The following is a 16058-nucleotide window of genomic DNA, read 5'->3' as shown; positions in this document are numbered from 1 at the left end:
GTATGGACCCGGCGCTCGCCGGGTGGTCGCCAGGTGGTGGCCGGTGGGCCAGGCGGATCAGGCGTCATGATCGCAGGTCCTGGCGCTCGGCGTCATGCGGGCGGGGGCCGCATCGCTCAGGGCATGACTGGAGTGCGACCGGGGCTGGACGCCGGCAGGACGCGGCTCAGAAGTCGCCGCCGCCGTCGAAGAAGCCGCCGCCTCCACCCGAGAAGTCCCCACCGCCGGAGAAGAAGCCGCCGCCTCCGCCCCAGTCGCTGTCGTGGTGGTGGGAGCTCCAGCCGCCGTAGTTGTGGCCGCCGCCCATCAGCAGCCCGCCCAGCAGGAGCGAGCCCAGGTCGAGCCCGCCGCCTGAGCGGCCATAATCGCGGGAGTAGGAATAGCGCTCACCGGAGTTCGGGCTCCACGAGCTCGACGATCCGCGCACGTCGGCCTCGGCCAGGGCCTGGGCCTGGGCCACGAGCGGCTCGGCCGCCGCGACCTCCGCCAGGGCGGCCACCGGGTCAGTGGTCTGGACGGTGGTGGCGGCCGTGGCGTGACGGGCGGCCTCACTGAGCGCGGTGCGCGCCGAGGGGCCCACCGCCCCGCGATAGGTGGTGATGTAAGAGGTCACGGACTCCACCTGGGAGTTGAGGCGGGCCAGGCGCGAGCCCAGGGAGGCCCGGGCGCGCGAGTCGTTCTCCTCGCGCTCGCGGGCCGGGGCCAAGGCGGCGTCGATGGCGGCCTCGGCCCGGGCCAGGTGGTCCAGGGCGGCCAGGGGATCGCCGCTCGGGTTGGCGCCACTGGCCTGACGGCCCTCGGCGACGGCGGCCTCGGCGTCGGCCACGAGCGGGGCCAGGGTCGCCGCCGGCACCGCGCCCTCCAGGCGCTTGGCGTCCACCAGGTCCGAGGAGATCGAGGCGATGGCCGCCTCCAGATCCTTCGCCGCGCTCTGAAGGCGCTCGCGGGCCCCGGTGACCTGGGCGGCCAGTTGACCGGCCTGGGCGATGGAGCCCTGGGCGATGCGGACCTGCTCGACCGCCGTCGCCTCCTGGGAGGCCTCGACGCTGGCGCGGGCCTGGTCCAGGGCGGTGCGCCCCGCGGCCAGCAGGCGGCGGGCCTGCTCGGGGGCCTGGGCCACACTGGTCAGGGAGGAGGCCGGGTAGGCGGCGCTGAGCGTCACCAGGATCGTCTCGGCCATGACGATGGCCTGCTCGGTCTCATCGGCGCGCTGGGCGGTCTCGGCGATCGACGTCGGCAGGTTCGCCTCAATGCCGCGCCGCTTGTTGAAGGCCTCCTCCTGGGCGCGGATCTCACCGACCGCCTCCGAGCAGTGCTGGAGGATCTCGGTGTACATCTGGCGCTGCTGCGGCTCGGTCTCGGGGATGTCGTCGTCGAGGATCTTGCGCAGCTCGAAGCACCGCGACAGGTGCTTGCGGGCGCTGTCCAGGGCGGCGGTGAAGGCGTCCGTGGCGGACAGGCCGAACTGCGCCTGCGCGTAGGACAGCTCCTCGGCGGCGGCGCGCACCGTGTCATCGGCCTGGACCAGGGCGCTGCCGGCCTGGGTGCGCAGCTGCTCCACCGTCATCGCCGCGGGGCCCGTGGGCTGGTTGCCGGGGGCGCCGCCCTGATTCCTGCGCTTGCCGAACAGCATGTCGTCGTTCTCCTTGTTCTTCCTGCGCTTGTACACCGTCCAGGCGGCGGCCCCGCCAGCCGCGACCGCGCCCCCGCCCAGCAGGAGCGGAAGCGCCGAGGAGCCTGAGTCACCCGAGCTGCCCGAGCCCGATGAGCCGGACATGTTGTCCGGGATGGCGGCCACGGCCTCGTCGTAGTTGCCTGCGCTGAGCTGCTTCTTGATGGCCGAGTCGATCCGCTTGTAGTCGGACTCGGAGAACTTCGAGGAGTTGTTGTGCGCCTGCAGCTTGTAGCTCTTCGAGGCCGAGCCGTCGGAGGGGATGTTGATGACCAGGAGCATGTCGTCGCGCCCCAGCTTCGTGTCCTTGAAGGCCTGCGCGGCGATGGCGGAGGCCTTCTGGCTGGAGTCGGAGACGGTCAGCACCCACAGGCCCACGCCGTACTTGGAGGACATGGTGTCCACGGCCTGCTGGGCCTTGGAGGCATCCAGGATCCCGAGCTCATCGGTGACGTGCTCGCTCAGGGTGGTCGACGCCGCCGGGAGGGCCCGTGGCGCGCCCGCCGAGGTCTGCGCGGAGGAGTCCAGGGCCAGGGATGCGGAGCCGGGCGTCGTCGGAGCGGCCGCGGCGCCGGCCGAGATCCCCAGCAGCCCCAGGGCGGCCGCCGTCGCGACGCCGGAAAGGGCCATCTGGTGCCAAGGACGGGGGAGTGGGGGCTGCTGGTTCTTCATCCGGGCCATCGTCCCCGCCGGGGAAGGGTGTGAGCAAGTCGTTTCGCCTCAGGCGGCACGCCTGCGCCTGTCACTGCGCGCAGGCAACCGAACCGGCGGCAGAATGTCGCCCATGACTGACACGCTCACGATCACCGTCATCGAGCCCGAGGAGCTCGCGCCCGTGGGGCGCCTGGGGGAGTGGCTCTTCGCCGAGGGTGCCTCCCTGCGCATGGTGCGCCCCTGGCGGGGCGAGCCCATCCCTTCCCTGGACGAGATCGGCGACGGCCTCGTCGTGCTGGGCGGTTCCATGAGTGCCCACGATGAGGGCGAGCACCCCTGGCTGGCGGACCTGCGTGAGCTGCTGCGCGGCGTCGTCGCCGACGACGTCCCCGCCATCGCCATCTGCCTGGGTGCCCAGGTGACCGCCGAGGCCCTCGGGGGCTCCACGGCCGTGCCAGCGCTGGGCAACGACGAGGTCGGTGTCGTCGAGCTGACCATCACGGCCGCCGGCGAGAGCGACCCGGTCTTCGGGGCCGTGGCAGCCGAGGCCATCCGTGCCGCCCACCGCGCCGGAATCTCCACCTCCGACGGCACCCGCCTGCCCGTCATCGTCTCCCACCACGACGCCGTCACCCACCTGCCTGAGGCCGCCACCCTGCTGGCCTCCTCCGACCGCTCCCCGGTTCACACCTGGCGGGCCGGGCGACTCCTGGCCTTCCAGCACCACCCCGAGTCCGACCCGGCGCGCGTGGCCTACTGGCGCACCCGCGACGCCCTCAACGACCTGGCCGGAAGCATGGACGCGGCCTCCCTCCAGGCCGCCCGCGATGCCCTGGAGGTGGCCGCCGGCCGGAGTGCCGCGCCGGGCGCCGCCGGAACCCACGGGGCCACGGCCGCCGACCTGCCCGAGGCGGCCGCCAGCGCCGGGGCCGCTGCCCGTGAGCAGGCCGAGAGGGTCGACCCCGCCATCCAGGCCTTCGGCCGCAGCCTGGCCCGCGTCCTCGTGCGCAACGTGCGCGCCCGCCGCCTGGCGCGCTGACCGGGCTGCCGGCCCTCACCGGTCCAGCCGGCCCGGTTTGTCCGGCTGCGCCTCGTGCGCCGTCGGGTCGGGCTCAGTTGTTCTCGGTGAGGTCCTCGGCGTCGATGATGGCGTAGGCGTAGCCCTGCTCGGCCAGGAAGCGCTGCCGGTGGGCGGCGAACTCCTGGTCGGCGGTGTCGCGGGCGACGACCGTGTAGAAGTGGGCCTGGCGGCCGTCCTCCTTGGGGCGCACGATCCGCCCGAGCCGCTGGGCCTCCTCCTGGCGTGAGCCGAAGGAGCCCGAGACCTGGATCGCGACGCTCGCCCCGGGCAGGTCGATGGAGAAGTTCGCGACCTTGGAGACCACGAGCGTGCGGATCTCCCCGCAGCGGAAGGCGTCGTAGAGGCGCTGGCGCTCGCGCACCGTCGTCGCCCCGGTGATGACGGGGGCGCCCAGGTGCTCGGCGATCTCGGTGAGCTGGTCCACATACTGGCCGATGACCAGGGCCGACTCGCCCTCGTGCCGGGCCAGGAGGGCCTCGATGATCGGCAGCTTGCGCGGTGAGCAGGCGGCCAGGCGGTAGCGCTCCTCGGGCTCGGCGGTCGCGTAGGCCATGCGCTCACCGGCGTCGAGGGTCAGGCGCACCTCGGTGCAGATCGCCGGGGCGATCCAGCCCTGGTTCTCCAGGTCCTTCCAGGGGGCGTCGTAGCGCTTGGGGCCGATGAGGCTGAAGACCTCGTCCTCGCGGCCGTCCTCGCGCACGAGGGTCGCCGTCAGACCCAGGCGGCGGCGCGCCTGCAGGTCCGCGGTCATGCGGAAGATCGGGGCGGGCAGGAGATGGACCTCGTCATAGACGATGAGCCCCCAGTCATGGGAGTCCAGCAGGTCCAGGTGCGGGTAGACGCCCTTGCGGCGAGTGGTGAGCACCTGGTAGGTGGCGATCGTGACGGGGCGGACCTCCTTGCGCGAGCCGGAGTACTCGCCGATCTCCTCCTCGGTCAGGGTGGTGAAGCGGATGAGCTCCTCCTTCCACTGACGCGCCGAGACCGCGTTGGTGACCAGGATGAGCGTCGTCGTCGAGCTCTTGGCCATGGAGGCCGCACCCACGAGGGTCTTGCCGGCCCCACAGGGCAGCACGACCACGCCCGAGCCACCCGCCCAGAAGCTCTCCACCGCCTCGCTCTGGTAGGGGCGCAGTTGGAAGGTGGTGGGGGAGTCGGTCAGGGTGATGGGGTGGGCCTCGCCGTCGACGTAGCCGGCCAGGTCCTCGGCCGGCCAGCCCAGCTTGATGAGCACCTGCTTGAGGTGACCGCGCTCGGAGGGGTGGACGACGACGTCGGCCTCCCCGAGCCGGGTCCCCAGCAGGCCCTTGGTGCGCTTGGAGCGCATGACCTCCTCCAGGACCGGCACGTCGGTGGCGTGCAGGACCAAGCCGTGGGCGGGGTCGGTGAGCAGCTGGAGGCGGCCGTAGCGGCTCATCGTCTCGGCGATCTCGGTGAGCATGGCGTGCGGCACTGGGAAGCGGGAGTAGGTGATGAGGGTGTGGACGACCGTTTCCGCGTCCAGGCCCGCGGCACGCGCGTTCCACAGGGCCAGCGGCGTGATCCGGTAGGTGTGGATGTGCTCGGGGGCGCGCTCCAGCTCGGCGAAGGCGGCGATGGCGCGGCGGGCCTGCCCGGCCTGGGGGTGGGCGACCTCCAGGAGGACGGACTTGTCGGACTGGACGATGAGCGGGCCGTCGGGGACCGAGGACACCGGGGACGCAGGATCGCTGGGCGTGGCGGACATGGGCGGGAGTATCCCAAGCCGGGGCGGCGCGCCGCCGTGACGGAGGAGACGTTCCTCTTCCAGCGGGAGTGGCTGCTTCGGGCGGAAGGGGCGGGCCGGGCTGGCCTTATGCCTGCGCGCGAGCGCAGTTGACAGCGCTCAACCAACAGTGACGACACATCCATTCGCGTCATGACCGCGTAAGTGCAGCTGGCGAGCCGGATCCTGGGCTGCCGTGGCGGCGTGCGAGCCGTGGGGTGCGAGCCCGAGCCCCGGAGGTGGGTTGGAAGGTGCTACAAGGGGCCAGGAAGGGTGACATCTGCGGGGTTGTGTCCACATCGGTGACAAAGGCGCGAGGCGCGCTGCGGCCTGCGAAAGAAATCCGCATGATTCTGCGGTTCGCGTTGCTGGCCTCAGGGGCGGTGAGGTCCCTTTGTATCCAATGTGGACACCGGCGCCCTTCATCCAGGCTCCCCGCTCTGTCCGTGAGTGGGGCGGGGGCGTATTTTGGTGCGGATGAGCCCTTCCGCCTCCACCCAGGACCTCGCCGTGCACCTGACGGCGCTGCCGGACCGCGAGGTCGCCGCCCTGCTGGTGGCGCGCCCGGACCTGGCCGCGCCGCCGTCCTCCTCCTTCCTGGCACTGGCGACCCGCGCGGGGGCTCCGGGCAGCATCGAGCACGCCCTGGCCGGGCTGGACGCGCCGACGCTGGCCGTGGCTGAGGCGGTCGTGGCTCTCAACCGCCTCGATGAGTCGGGCCGGGCGGGCGGAGCCGGGCCGACCGAGGTTGCCGAGGTGGTCGGGAACAGGCGGGTCGGCGGTGTCGGTGGGGCCAGCGGCGAACCGGCCGACGGCGAACCTCTCGGCGATCCCGCAGACCAGCCGGCCGACCCGGCCGGCCTGGACAGCGCGGCCAGTGTTGACCTGGCCGGGCTGGTCACCGCCCACCTCCCACTGCCTGCTGAGCAGGTCACCGAGGCATTGGAGCACCTGGGCCGGTTGGCGCTCGTCATCGAGGGCAGGCCCGCGGCCGCGCTCGAGGCGGCCTTCGGGCCACACCCCTTCGGCCTGGGGCCCTGGGCTGCTGAGCCCTTGAGCGCCGAGCAGCTGCCACCCACCCTGGAGGAGCTGAGCGAGGACGCCGCCGGTGGAGGCGGCAAGCCGGTCATCTCGGCAGCCTCTGTGGAGATGCTCCAGGCCCTCACCTGGGGGCCGCCGGCCGGCACCCTGCGCGCGGGCGGCACCGCACCGGGTGCGGCCCCGCTCATCGAACGCGGCTGGCTGGAGCGCAGCAGCGATGCCCACGGGCGCACCCGCTTCATCCTGCCGCGCCAGGTTGCCCTCGCCCTGCGTGGCGGCCGCCTGACCCGTGAGCCCCTGACCACCCCCGGGGCCGGCGACCTGGAGACGGTGGGCGCCGACGTCGTCGCCTCCGAGGCCTCCTTCCACGCCGAGGAGGCCGTCCGGCTCGTGGCCGCCCTCCTGGAGGAGTGGGGCCGCGAGGGCGGGACGATTCGCCGCACCGGCGGAGTGAGCGCGCGTGCTCTGGCCCGCACTGCCGACGCCCTCGACCTGGAGGCCGACGCCGCCGCCCGCATCATCGAGATGGCCGCGGGTGCCGGGCTCCTGGGGCTCGACGACGACGGCACCGCCTGGGTGCCCTCCTCCCTGGCCGCCGGCTGGCTCACCGACAGCCTCCCGCAGCGCTGGGCGCCGCTCGCCCTGGCCTGGTCGGGCAGCGCCCGCATCCCCTGGCTGACGGGGACCCGCGATGACGACGGGACTCTGCGCGCCGTCCTCAGCCCGGCCCTGGAGGCCGGGTGGGCGGCGCGACTGCGCGCTCGTGTGCTCGCCCTCCTGGGCGACCTCCCGCCGGGGGCCAGCGCCACCCCCGCCTTTGTGCGGGCGGCCCTGACCTGGCAGAGCCCCCGGCGCACCGTCCCCGGCGGGGCCATCTCCGCGGTCCTGGCCGAGGCCGAGACCCTCGGGATCACCGGCGGCGGGGCGCTCACCGAGGCCGGCAGGATCCTCGCCCGACGTGCTGCGGCGAGCCTCGACGAGCAGGCCCCCGGACTCAGCGGCGGCCCCACCGACCCCGGAGACGCCGGCCGCGCCGAGGAGGCGGGCGGCGAGGCACACGCCGAGCCGCTGTCGGACGACCAGGCCCTCACCGCCCTGGAGGCGGCGCTCGCCGCAGACCTGCCGGCCGCCGTCGAGATGATCCTCGTCCAGTCCGACCTCACCGCCATCGTGCCGGGCCGCCCCGCCCCCGAGCTGGCCGCGCTGCTGGAACGTACGAGCGTCGTCGAGTCGCGCGGCGGAGCGCTCACGGTGCGCTTCACGCCCGAGTCGGTGCGTGGCGCGCTCGACGTCGGCTACCGGGCCGAGGAGATCACACAGGAGATCGGTCGTTACAGTCCCACGCCTTTGCCGGACTCGCTGAGCGTGCTCATCCAGGACGCCGCCCGCCACCACGGGGCGGTGCGCGTGCGAGCCGTGTCCGCGCTGCTGCGGATCGGCGACGAGGCCACGGCCGCCGGGCTCCTGGCCGAGCCGCGACTGCGGGACCTCGGCCTGGACCAGGTGGCGCCCGGCATCCTTGTGGCCACCGCGAGCGCCGGGCAGGTGCTGCGCGAGCTGCGCGCCACCGGGTTGGCGCCGGTGACCGAGGACGCCAGCGGCCACCTGGTGGTCGGGCCGGCCACCGCGCAGCAGGCCTGCCGGGCCCCCGAGCCGACGCGCCCCGGCAGCGAGCACTCGGTGCGACGGCGTCGGCCCGGAAGACGCGAGCTGACGACCCTCGTAGGGCGGCTGCGCGTGGGGCAGGAGGCGCTGCAGGCCGCCGGAGAGACGGCTGTGGCCACCGACCCGGTGCACGCCCTGGCGGTGCTGCGCCAGGCCCAGTCCTCGCGCTCGCGGCTGCGGCTGAGCCTGGCCGGCCCCGACGGCGCCGTGCAGGAGCGGCAGGTGCGGGTCATGGCCGTCGAGCCCGGGCGGGTTCGCCTGCGCGACGTCGTGCGCGAGACCGAGCTGACCGTCGCCGTCCACCGCATCGTCTCGGTCGAGGCGAGCTGACGGTTCACTCACTTACCAACAAAATCTTCACAATCGACGCGTATCTGTGTCGATTATGAAGATTCGGTCGAAGTGTGGGCGGGCGGGGCGGTGTGCCCAGGCCAACCCGCGTGGGCCGGGGCAGTTTCAGGAGCCTCCCCTACACTGGCCGAGTGACCGACACGATCGACTCTCACACCGATGCCTCAGGCGAGCCCGTGACCGGGACCGACTCGGGTTCTCCGGCGGGTGCCGCCACCGGGATGCGTACCTCCACGGCGACCCTGGAGCGCCCGGCCCCGGCACCGAGTGCGGCCTCGCCCTCTCCGACGCCGGCCCCCGTGCCGCGCGCCGGCGCCCTGCCGACCCCCGCTGAGCAGGCCCTGGCCGCCAAGGACAAGACCCTCACCTCCCCGGCGGCCATTGAGCTGGCCCGCCGCGCGCTGGAGGAGGTCACCGACCCCATCACCGTCGGCGAGTACGTGGCCGCCGCGCCCGACGCCGAGCGCCTCGTCACCCACCTGTTCGACTGCACCCTGAGCGGCTACCGCGGCTGGCGCTGGGCGGTCACCCTCAGTCGCGTCCCGCGCGGCCGCACCGCCACCGTCTGCGAGGTGGAGCTCCTCCCCGGCGAAGAGGCCCTCCTCGCGCCCGCCTGGGTCCCGTGGGCCGAGCGTCTCGAACCCGGCGACATCACCCGCTCCGACCGCCTGCCCCGCAAGGAGACCGACGAGCGCCTCGAACCCGGGTGGGAGGCCACCGGTGAGGACGCCGACGCCGTCGCCCTGGACGAGCTCGACCTGGGCCGTCCCCGAGTCCTGAGCGCTCAGGGCGTCGCCAGCGCCGCCGAGCGCTGGTACGGCGGCGACCACGGCCCCGAGGCCGAGGGTGTCCGCAAGGCCCACGCCACCTGCTCCACCTGCGGCTTCTTCGTGCCGATGGCCGGCGCCCTGCGCGCCATCTTCGGCGTGTGCGCCAACGAGTGGGCCGCCGACGACGGCAGCGTCGTTTCCCTGGACCACGGCTGCGGCGCCCACTCCGAGACCGACCTGCCCGACCAGGGCCCGGAGTGGCCCATCAACCCCTCGCGGGTCGACGACCACCTCATGGTGCCGCTGAGCACCAACGGGCTCGACCTGCGCGAGGGCCGCAGTATCGCCGAGCTCGCCGCCGAGCAGGGCGACGACGTCGATGCCGAGCCGGGTGGTGCCCCCGCCGAGGACTCGGCCGACGTAGCGGACGCCCCCGGTCAGGGAACCGGTACGGAGTCCTCCGCTCAGAACGCCGACGCCCCCGCCGACGCCGCGAAGACCACCACGGACTCCGACGCCCAGGAGGCTCAAGCCGAGGACGGCGTCGCCGGCACGGATACCACTACGCCCGCGGCCGAGGTGCAGATGGAGGAGCCCGGGACGAAGACCACCAAGAAGTCCGCTGCGTCCGAGCAGAAGCCCGCCGCGAAGCGTTCCCGTCGCGCGGCCACCTCGACGCGCCGCCGTCGCACGGCCGACTCTCCCGAGGAAGCCTCCGAGGAACGCAGCAGCCGCCTGGTGGGGTTCGACCTGGGAGAGCTCGAGCGGGCGACCGCCGCGGCGTCGGCCTCCTCAGCCCCTGATGCTGCGAGCGCCGCCGAGTCTCTTGAGGTAACAGCGGATCGGCCTTCACCGGCCCCCGCCGGAGCCGAGTCCAGTGACACGCCCAGCGAGCGGGCCGCCTCGGCCCGCGCAGCCGTCGCCGATCTGTCCCTGGCCCTCGGGATCGACATGCCCCAGGACGACGCGGCCACCGGCGACACTGAGAACGCCGAGTCCGACGCCCCCGCGGAGCAGTCGCCGCGGACCCTCGCCGAGCTCGAGGCCATCCTGCCCAACCGCTCCTGATACCGCCTCAGCCGCAGTCCGTCAGCATGTGTCAGCGAGGCGCTTGGCGGTCGCCAGCACGTCATCGAGCATCGCCTCAGTGAGCCGACCGGTGAAGGTGTTCTGCTGGCTGGGGTGGTAGCTGCCGAGCAGTGTCACCGCCCTGCCATCGGGCGTCATCAGCTCCGCCGTCGCCCCATGGCCGAAGCGCGGCTGGGGGCGGGGGAGGACCCAGCCGGCCTCCCGGGTGACCCGCAGCACCGCGCCCCATCCGATCCCGCCCAGCGCCAGCAGCACCTTGACCTCAGGCATGAGGGCGATCTCGCGGGCGAGCCACGGCGCGCAGGTGGCCCGCTCGACGGTCGTCGGCTTGTTGGCCGGCGGGGCGCACCGCACGGCAGCGCCCATGCGCGCTCCGGTGAGCCGCTGCCCGTCACCTGCCGCCGTCGAGGTGGGGGACGCAGCCAGGCCCGCCCGGTGGAAGGCCGCCCACAGCCAGTCCCCGGAGCGGTCCCCCGTGAACATGCGGCCGGTGCGGTTCGCCCCATTGGCCGCGGGTGCCAGCCCGACGACGTAGATGCGGGCATCTGCCGACCCGACACTCGCCACCGGTCGCCCCCAGTACGGCTCATGGGCGAAGGAGGCGCGACGGCCGGTCCGGGCCACCTCCTCACGCCAGGCCACGAGGCGGTCGCAGGCACGGCACACCGTGACCCGGGCATCGAGCGCGGACAGATCCGACGATGCACCGGCCAGGCGCGCCACGTCGGCGGCCGATCGGGCTACAGGTGTTGCGGCAGTAGCGGGATCGTCTGGCCATCCGGTCCCGGGAGGGACCGGGGAATCGAAGAACGCTCCGGTGACGGGGTGCGGATCTGCCATGCCCTCAATTGTGAGCGCGTGGAGCGCTCCGTAGGCTGAATTCCGTTACCGGTGAGGAGTTGGCCCACTCATCGCCAGGTGGCCCCGGAGGTGCCGACGGCGAGCCGCATCCCCTTGGGGTCGCGCACGAAACCGGCCTCACGCAGGAGGTCGCTCACGGCCGGCGCCAGCGTGGTGACCCCGTTGAGGGACTCCACTACCGTGCGGCGCCTGACCGCCGCTGCCCCCTGGCGCGCGAACATCGCCTGCCTGTCGGCCGCCAGCGCGGTCAGGGCGCGCGCCAGCTCCTCGCGCGTGGACGTGTAGGAGATGAGGACCTTGAGGTTCTCCGAGGCGTAGAGCACCGGGGCGCCACCCAGCACGACGACGCTCGCCCCCTGGCGCCGGACCGGCGGGCCACCCGTCTCCCCACCGCCGCCCCCGGCCGACTCGCCGAGGCCAGCAGGTAGCACCGGCTCGGGCCATCGCACCCCGCGCCCGATGAGACAGGCCGGGTCCTTGAGATCGAGGACGACCGGTGTCTCCGCCGCGCCGTCGGGGCCGTGGGTGAGGGACCGCAGCCGCTCGACGCTTTCCCGTTCGGCGAACTGCGCCGGCCCCAAGCCTTCAATGAAACTGCCACGCAGAATCACCCCGGTCTCCTCCATGCGCCGCAGCACCGGCATGAGGGGCCCGAGCCCTCCCGTCCCGCCGAAGGCCAGGGCGAGGTCGCGGCAGACGACCCCGTAGCGGTCCAGAAGTGACTCCACCTCCGCGATCGCCCGCTCCTCATCGCCGACCGGAGCGCACGACAGCCTCATCCAGGAGGTGGAGGCCACCACGGAGGACAGCCGCCCGGCCGCCGTTGCCTCCCCGGTGCGCGGCATCTCCATCATGAGGCGACGTCCCCGGCGGCTGCGCACCCGCCGTGAGGACGGGGCAGTGCGCGGCCCTGCCGCGGGCGCCAGCGCCCGGCGCACGGGCTCGAAGGAGCGGCCCGTGGCGGCCCCCTCACGAACCAGCCTCCAGAGCTCCTCCCCGGTGACTCCCGTCTCCCTGCCCGTCGGCGCCTCCGGCTCACCCGGGGCGGTCGCCTCCCCGGCGACCGGCGCCAGGGCGGAGTCGGTGGGGAAGAAGGCGATCTCGCCCGGCGCGGGGATGTCGTCGGCCCCGGGCCTCACCCGGGCCGCACCGGATCGGGACGCCGCATCGCTGACGGGCCTCGCCTGCCAGACGACCTCCCCGGCGGCGATGAGCTCATCGAGCATGGCCGGCCGGTAGTCGATCACGCGCGCGGGCAGCACCACCGACTCCCACAGGCCGGCCGGCAGCCACACGCCCTCCAGCGCCGCCAGGGCCTCCGCCAGGGCGTCGACGCCGCCGCCCGGCTCATCCAGGCCCGCCCTCTCCAGTACGAGACGCTGGAGAGCCGCAGGTGGCACCGGTGCGACGGCGGCCCGCGCCCGGTCCAGGGAGCGGCGGCGCACCCGGGCGAGGATCGCCGACTCCATCCATCCCGCCGCACCCAGGTCCACCAGGGAACCGTCCCCGGCCAGCTCGGCCAGGGCTCCCTCCGCTACTGCCGTCCCCAGCCCGAAGGCCTGCGCCACGCGCTGCGGCGTCACGGTCGTGTGGGTGCGTGCGTAGCGCAGAAGCAGGTCGTTCAGCGGCGAGCGGGCCGCTGCCTTCCGCTCGACCGCGACACCGGCTGTGGCCCGCTCCAGCGCCCAGTCGGGGACCTCCGCTCCCAGGGCCCGCCGCAGAGCCGGGGCGTCCTCGACCCGGGCCCACAGCTCTCGCCCGCCGACCCTCACCGCGGCGGCTCGGCGCGTCCCGTCCAGCTCGGCGAGCGCCCGACTGACCTCGCGCTCGACTGCGTGCGTGTCCGCGCGTTCGACGTCGTCGTCTGTCCCGTCCGCGCCGTCGCCTTGCCCGTCCTCCCCCGGCTCCCGCCCGCCGACGTCGGTGCACCGCGCAGCCAGCTCGGCCGCGCTCAATGGGCCCAGCTCACGCAGAAGATCGGCGATCCCCTCAGCGTCGGCGCGCACCCGCCTGCCGGGGGCCAGGTGCTGGAGCTCGGCCTCCACCTGAGCCAGGACCTCGTCGTCGAGCAGCTCCGCGACGCCACCGTCGCCCAGCAAAGCAGCCAGCGCCTTGGGGTCCAGGGAGAGCAACTGGGCCCGGCGCTCGGCGTGGGGCAGGTCCTCCTGGTAGATCAGGGTGCTCGCGTACCCGAACAGCAGTGGGTGGGCGAAGGGCGACGGCTCACTGGTGACGGCCTCGACGATACGCACCCGGCCGGAGGCGAGACGCTCCATGAGGTCGGTGAGCGCGGGCAGGTCGTAGTACTGCTGGAGGCACTCGCGCGCCGCCTCCACGCTGACGGGGAAGTCCCGGAACTGGCGGGAGGCCTCGAGCAGCTGTCCGGCCTTGACCCGCTGCAGCCACAACGGCGTGCGGCGCCCCGGGCGGGCGGCGGGCATGAGCAGGGCGCGGGCGGCGCACTCGCGGAACCGGGCCGCGAACAGCGCCGTCGTCTCGATCCGGCTGCGTACCAGGGAGGAGATCTCCGCGGCGTCGAAGGTGATGAGCCCGGCCCCCGGGAGACCGCCCTCAACCGGTGGGATCTGCAGGACGATGCCGTCGTCGGCCACGATGGTCTGCGGGCGCACCCCCAGCAGCTGGTGCACCCGCTCCCGGATCGCCATCGCCCAGGGCTCGTGGACGCACCGACCCAGCGTGCTGTGGACGATGATCCGCCAGCTGCCGGACTCGTCCTCATAGCGCTCCAGGACCAGGGTCTCATCCGTCGGCAGGGCGCTGGTGGCTCGGTACTGCTCGCGCAGCAGCGCCAGCAGGTTGCTGCGGGCATGAGCGTCCAGCCCCGCCTCCGTGAGCCGCCACCGCAGTGCCCGCTCGCCCTCCGACTCCCCGGCTCCCGCCTCTGACGGCAAGGAGTTCTGCGCCTCACGCAGGAAGACGCCCTTGGCGAGCCCGGTGGCCGCAGGTCTGCCCAGCCCCTCGCCCCTCCAGAACGGCAGGCGGGCGCTGCGCCCCTCAGCCGGGTCGACGACGACGCGGTCCCCCGTGATCTGGCGGATCCGCCAGCTCGACGTCCCCAGCGTGATGATGTCGCCCCGGCTGGACTCGTGCACCATCTCCTCGTCGAGCTCCCCGACCCGCCGCCGCCCGGCATCCTGCGCCCCCTCGGGCAGGACGACGGGGAACATGCCCCGGTCCGGGATCGTTCCCGAGGAGGCCACCGCCAGCCGCTGCGTGCTGGGCCGGGCACTGAGTTCACCGGTGGTGCGGTCCCACACGATCCGTGGCGAGAAGTCCGCCAGATCCGCCGAGGCGAAGCCGCCGGCCAGCAGCTCCAGGACCGAGTCGAAGGCTGGGCGCGGCAGCGAGGAGTAGGGGGCCGCTCGCCTGACGGTGGCGAGCCAGGCCTCGGCCGTCAGCCCCTCCGCCACACTCACCGCGGCGACCGTCTGCTGGGCCAGCACGTCCAGAGCATTGGATACCAGCTCGGTGCGCTCGATCTCCCCGGCGCGCATCCCCTCGGCGGCGACGACGGCGTCCACCAGGTGAGTGCGCTCCACGGGGTAGATGACGCCGCGCGGCCGCCCGCCCACCCGGTGGTCGGCGCGCCCCACCCGCTGCAGGCCCGCCGCGACCGACGGGGCGGCGCCACCTGGAGCACGAGGTCGACCGAGCCGATGTCGATGCCGAGCTCGAGGGAGGCCGTGGCCACCACGCACCTCAGCTCGCCCGCGGCCAGCTCCCGCTCCACGCCCAGACGCTGCTCCTTGGAGACTGACCCGTGGTGTGCCTTGGCGATCACCGGGGCGCCCGCCGCCAGGGGCTCGGTGTGCGAACCGGTTCCCATCTCCCAGGACTCCCGGTGAACCGGTACCTGCGGCGCTGGCGCCACCGCCCCGAGACGCGCGGCATAGGCCTCGTTGAGGTGCGCGGTGAGCCGCTCGCAGGCGCCCCGGGAGTTGACGAAGACCAGCGTCGTGCGGTGGGCCAGGACCTGGTCGAGGATCGCGTTCTCAAGGTGCGGCCAGATCGAGGCCGACACCCGGGCGGGCACCCCTGCACCGGGCCAGTCAGTCCGCCCCGCCGCCATGGCCCGGCCCAGCGCCTTATCGGAGCGCCAGGCCTGCGAGGACCCTGCCCGCCCGATCCCGGAGGGCCGGGAGCCGCGGCCGCCACCCGCGCTCGCGGGAGCTGCCAGGGCCCGCTCCATCCGGGTGCGCCGGTCCGAGATCGCCGGAATGCGGGCCATGTTCTCTACCGGCACGGACACTGTCACCTCCGGTGTCGCCCGGCCGTCGTCGGAGATGATCGTCACCGGGTGCGGCCCTCCGAGGAAGCGGGCGACCTCATCCGGCGGCGAGACGGTGGCGGACAGGCCGATGCGCTGCGCCGGCCGCCCCAGGAGGTCATCGAGGCGCTCCAGGGACACGGCCAGGTGCGTGCCGCGCTTGGAGCCGGCGAAGGAGTGGATCTCGTCGACGATGACCGTCTCCACCGTCCGCAGCGTCTCCCGCACGGCGCTGGTGAGCATGAGATAGAGCGACTCCGGCGTCGTAATGAGGATGCTGGGCGGGTGGCTGCGCAGCCGACGACGCTCCCGCGCGGGCGTGTCCCCCGAGCGCACCCCCACCGAGATCGGGCGGGTGGGGCCGACGGCGCGGATTCCCGCCAGCGGCCGGCGCAGGTTGCGCTCCACGTCCGCTCCCAGCGCCTTGAGCGGGGAGATGTAGAGGACCCTCACGCCGTCGGCCCCGCCCTGCGCGCCCCCTCTTGCCGCCTCGGCCCCCTGCTCCTCCGCGGCCGGCTCCTGTCCTAGGCGGTCGATGGCGGACAGGAAGGACGCGAGCGTCTTGCCCGAGCCGGTGGGGGCGATGACCAGGGCGTTCTCACCCCGGCCGATCGTGGCCCAGGCCTGCTCCTGCACCGGGGTGGGACCGGTGGGGAAGGCGTCGAGGAACCAGGTGCGGGTGGCTGAGGAGAATCCCTCCCAGCCCGGCTCGCGCGGACCTGCCGCGGCGGCCGGGTCCTCTGCTGCCTCGGTCACGGCCATCACCTCCTCCCGTCCGGTCTCACCGACCATCCTTCCACGAGGGTGTGACAGTAATTCCGGGGTCTAAGCGATGGGGCGAG

The 16058-nt window shown here is 73.8% G+C and carries 8 protein-coding genes; 3 read left to right on the top strand and 5 right to left on the bottom strand.

Annotation, left to right across the window (positions count from 1 at the left end):
• Positions 1-166 precede the first annotated feature (166 nt).
• Positions 167-2344 carry a TPM domain-containing protein gene (locus HMPREF9058_RS13235; protein WP_009407611.1) on the bottom strand — a complete coding sequence of 726 codons (2178 nt, stop codon included), beginning with the start codon at positions 2342-2344 and terminating at the stop codon, positions 167-169.
• Positions 2345-2456: 112 nt separating this feature from the next.
• On the opposite strand from HMPREF9058_RS13235, the gene HMPREF9058_RS12160 reads away from it, so the two are divergent.
• The gene (locus HMPREF9058_RS12160; RefSeq protein ID WP_009407670.1) at positions 2457-3365 is read left to right on the top strand and encodes a type 1 glutamine amidotransferase; all 909 of its coding nucleotides are present in this window, start codon (positions 2457-2459) and stop codon (positions 3363-3365) included.
• Between the two features lie 73 nt (positions 3366-3438).
• Here HMPREF9058_RS12160 and HMPREF9058_RS12155 read toward each other — a convergent pair whose 3' ends face one another.
• Complete coding sequence (locus tag HMPREF9058_RS12155; protein WP_009407584.1) at positions 3439-5133, bottom strand: DNA repair helicase XPB; 1695 nt, start codon at positions 5131-5133, stop codon at positions 3439-3441.
• Between the two features lie 495 nt (positions 5134-5628).
• Here HMPREF9058_RS12155 and HMPREF9058_RS12150 point away from each other — a divergent pair, with 495 nt between their 5' ends.
• Positions 5629-8187 carry a helicase-associated domain-containing protein gene (locus HMPREF9058_RS12150; protein WP_254654160.1) on the top strand — a complete coding sequence of 853 codons (2559 nt, stop codon included), beginning with the start codon at positions 5629-5631 and terminating at the stop codon, positions 8185-8187.
• Between the two features lie 152 nt (positions 8188-8339).
• The gene (locus HMPREF9058_RS12145; RefSeq protein ID WP_009407586.1) at positions 8340-10046 is read left to right on the top strand and encodes a DUF3027 domain-containing protein; all 1707 of its coding nucleotides are present in this window, start codon (positions 8340-8342) and stop codon (positions 10044-10046) included.
• A 21-nt stretch (positions 10047-10067) separates the two neighbouring features.
• On the opposite strand, the gene HMPREF9058_RS12140 is transcribed toward HMPREF9058_RS12145, so the two are convergent.
• The 3 genes from HMPREF9058_RS12140 to HMPREF9058_RS13905 all read right to left on the bottom strand — a co-directional run bounded on the left by HMPREF9058_RS12140 (position 10068) and on the right by HMPREF9058_RS13905 (position 15972).
• The gene (locus HMPREF9058_RS12140; protein ID WP_009407600.1) at positions 10068-10907 is read right to left on the bottom strand and encodes a uracil-DNA glycosylase; all 840 of its coding nucleotides are present in this window, start codon (positions 10905-10907) and stop codon (positions 10068-10070) included.
• Between the two features lie 68 nt (positions 10908-10975).
• A complete protein-coding gene (locus tag HMPREF9058_RS13910) occupies positions 10976-14044 on the bottom strand; it encodes a hypothetical protein (protein ID WP_254654168.1) in 3069 nt (1022 codons plus the stop codon).
• Positions 14045-14361: 317 nt separating this feature from the next.
• Positions 14362-15972, bottom strand: coding sequence for a DEAD/DEAH box helicase (locus HMPREF9058_RS13905; RefSeq protein WP_254654159.1), 1611 nt, complete (start codon positions 15970-15972; stop codon positions 14362-14364).
• Between the last annotated feature and the right edge of the window lie 86 nt (positions 15973-16058).

The organism is Actinomyces sp. oral taxon 175 str. F0384 (assembly GCF_000223355.1).
Taxonomy (GTDB): domain Bacteria; phylum Actinomycetota; class Actinomycetes; order Actinomycetales; family Actinomycetaceae; genus Actinomyces; species Actinomyces oris.
Note: the sequence above shows the minus strand (reverse complement) of the source record. Positions and strands in the feature narration are given on the sequence as shown.

Bases quoted from the DNA above. Each gene is read 5' to 3' on its own strand.
- HMPREF9058_RS12160 (WP_009407670.1), top strand. From the start codon at position 2,457: ATGACTGACACGCTCACGATCACCGTCATCGAGCCCGAGGAGCTCGCG.
- HMPREF9058_RS12155 (WP_009407584.1), bottom strand. From the start codon at position 5,133: ATGTCCGCCACGCCCAGCGATCCTGCGTCCCCGGTGTCCTCGGTCCCC.
- HMPREF9058_RS13235 (WP_009407611.1), bottom strand. From the start codon at position 2,344: ATGAAGAACCAGCAGCCCCCACTCCCCCGTCCTTGGCACCAGATGGCC.
- HMPREF9058_RS12140 (WP_009407600.1), bottom strand. From the start codon at position 10,907: ATGGCAGATCCGCACCCCGTCACCGGAGCGTTCTTCGATTCCCCGGTC.
- HMPREF9058_RS13910 (WP_254654168.1), bottom strand. From the start codon at position 14,044: ATGGTGCACGAGTCCAGCCGGGGCGACATCATCACGCTGGGGACGTCG.
- HMPREF9058_RS12150 (WP_254654160.1), top strand. From the start codon at position 5,629: ATGAGCCCTTCCGCCTCCACCCAGGACCTCGCCGTGCACCTGACGGCG.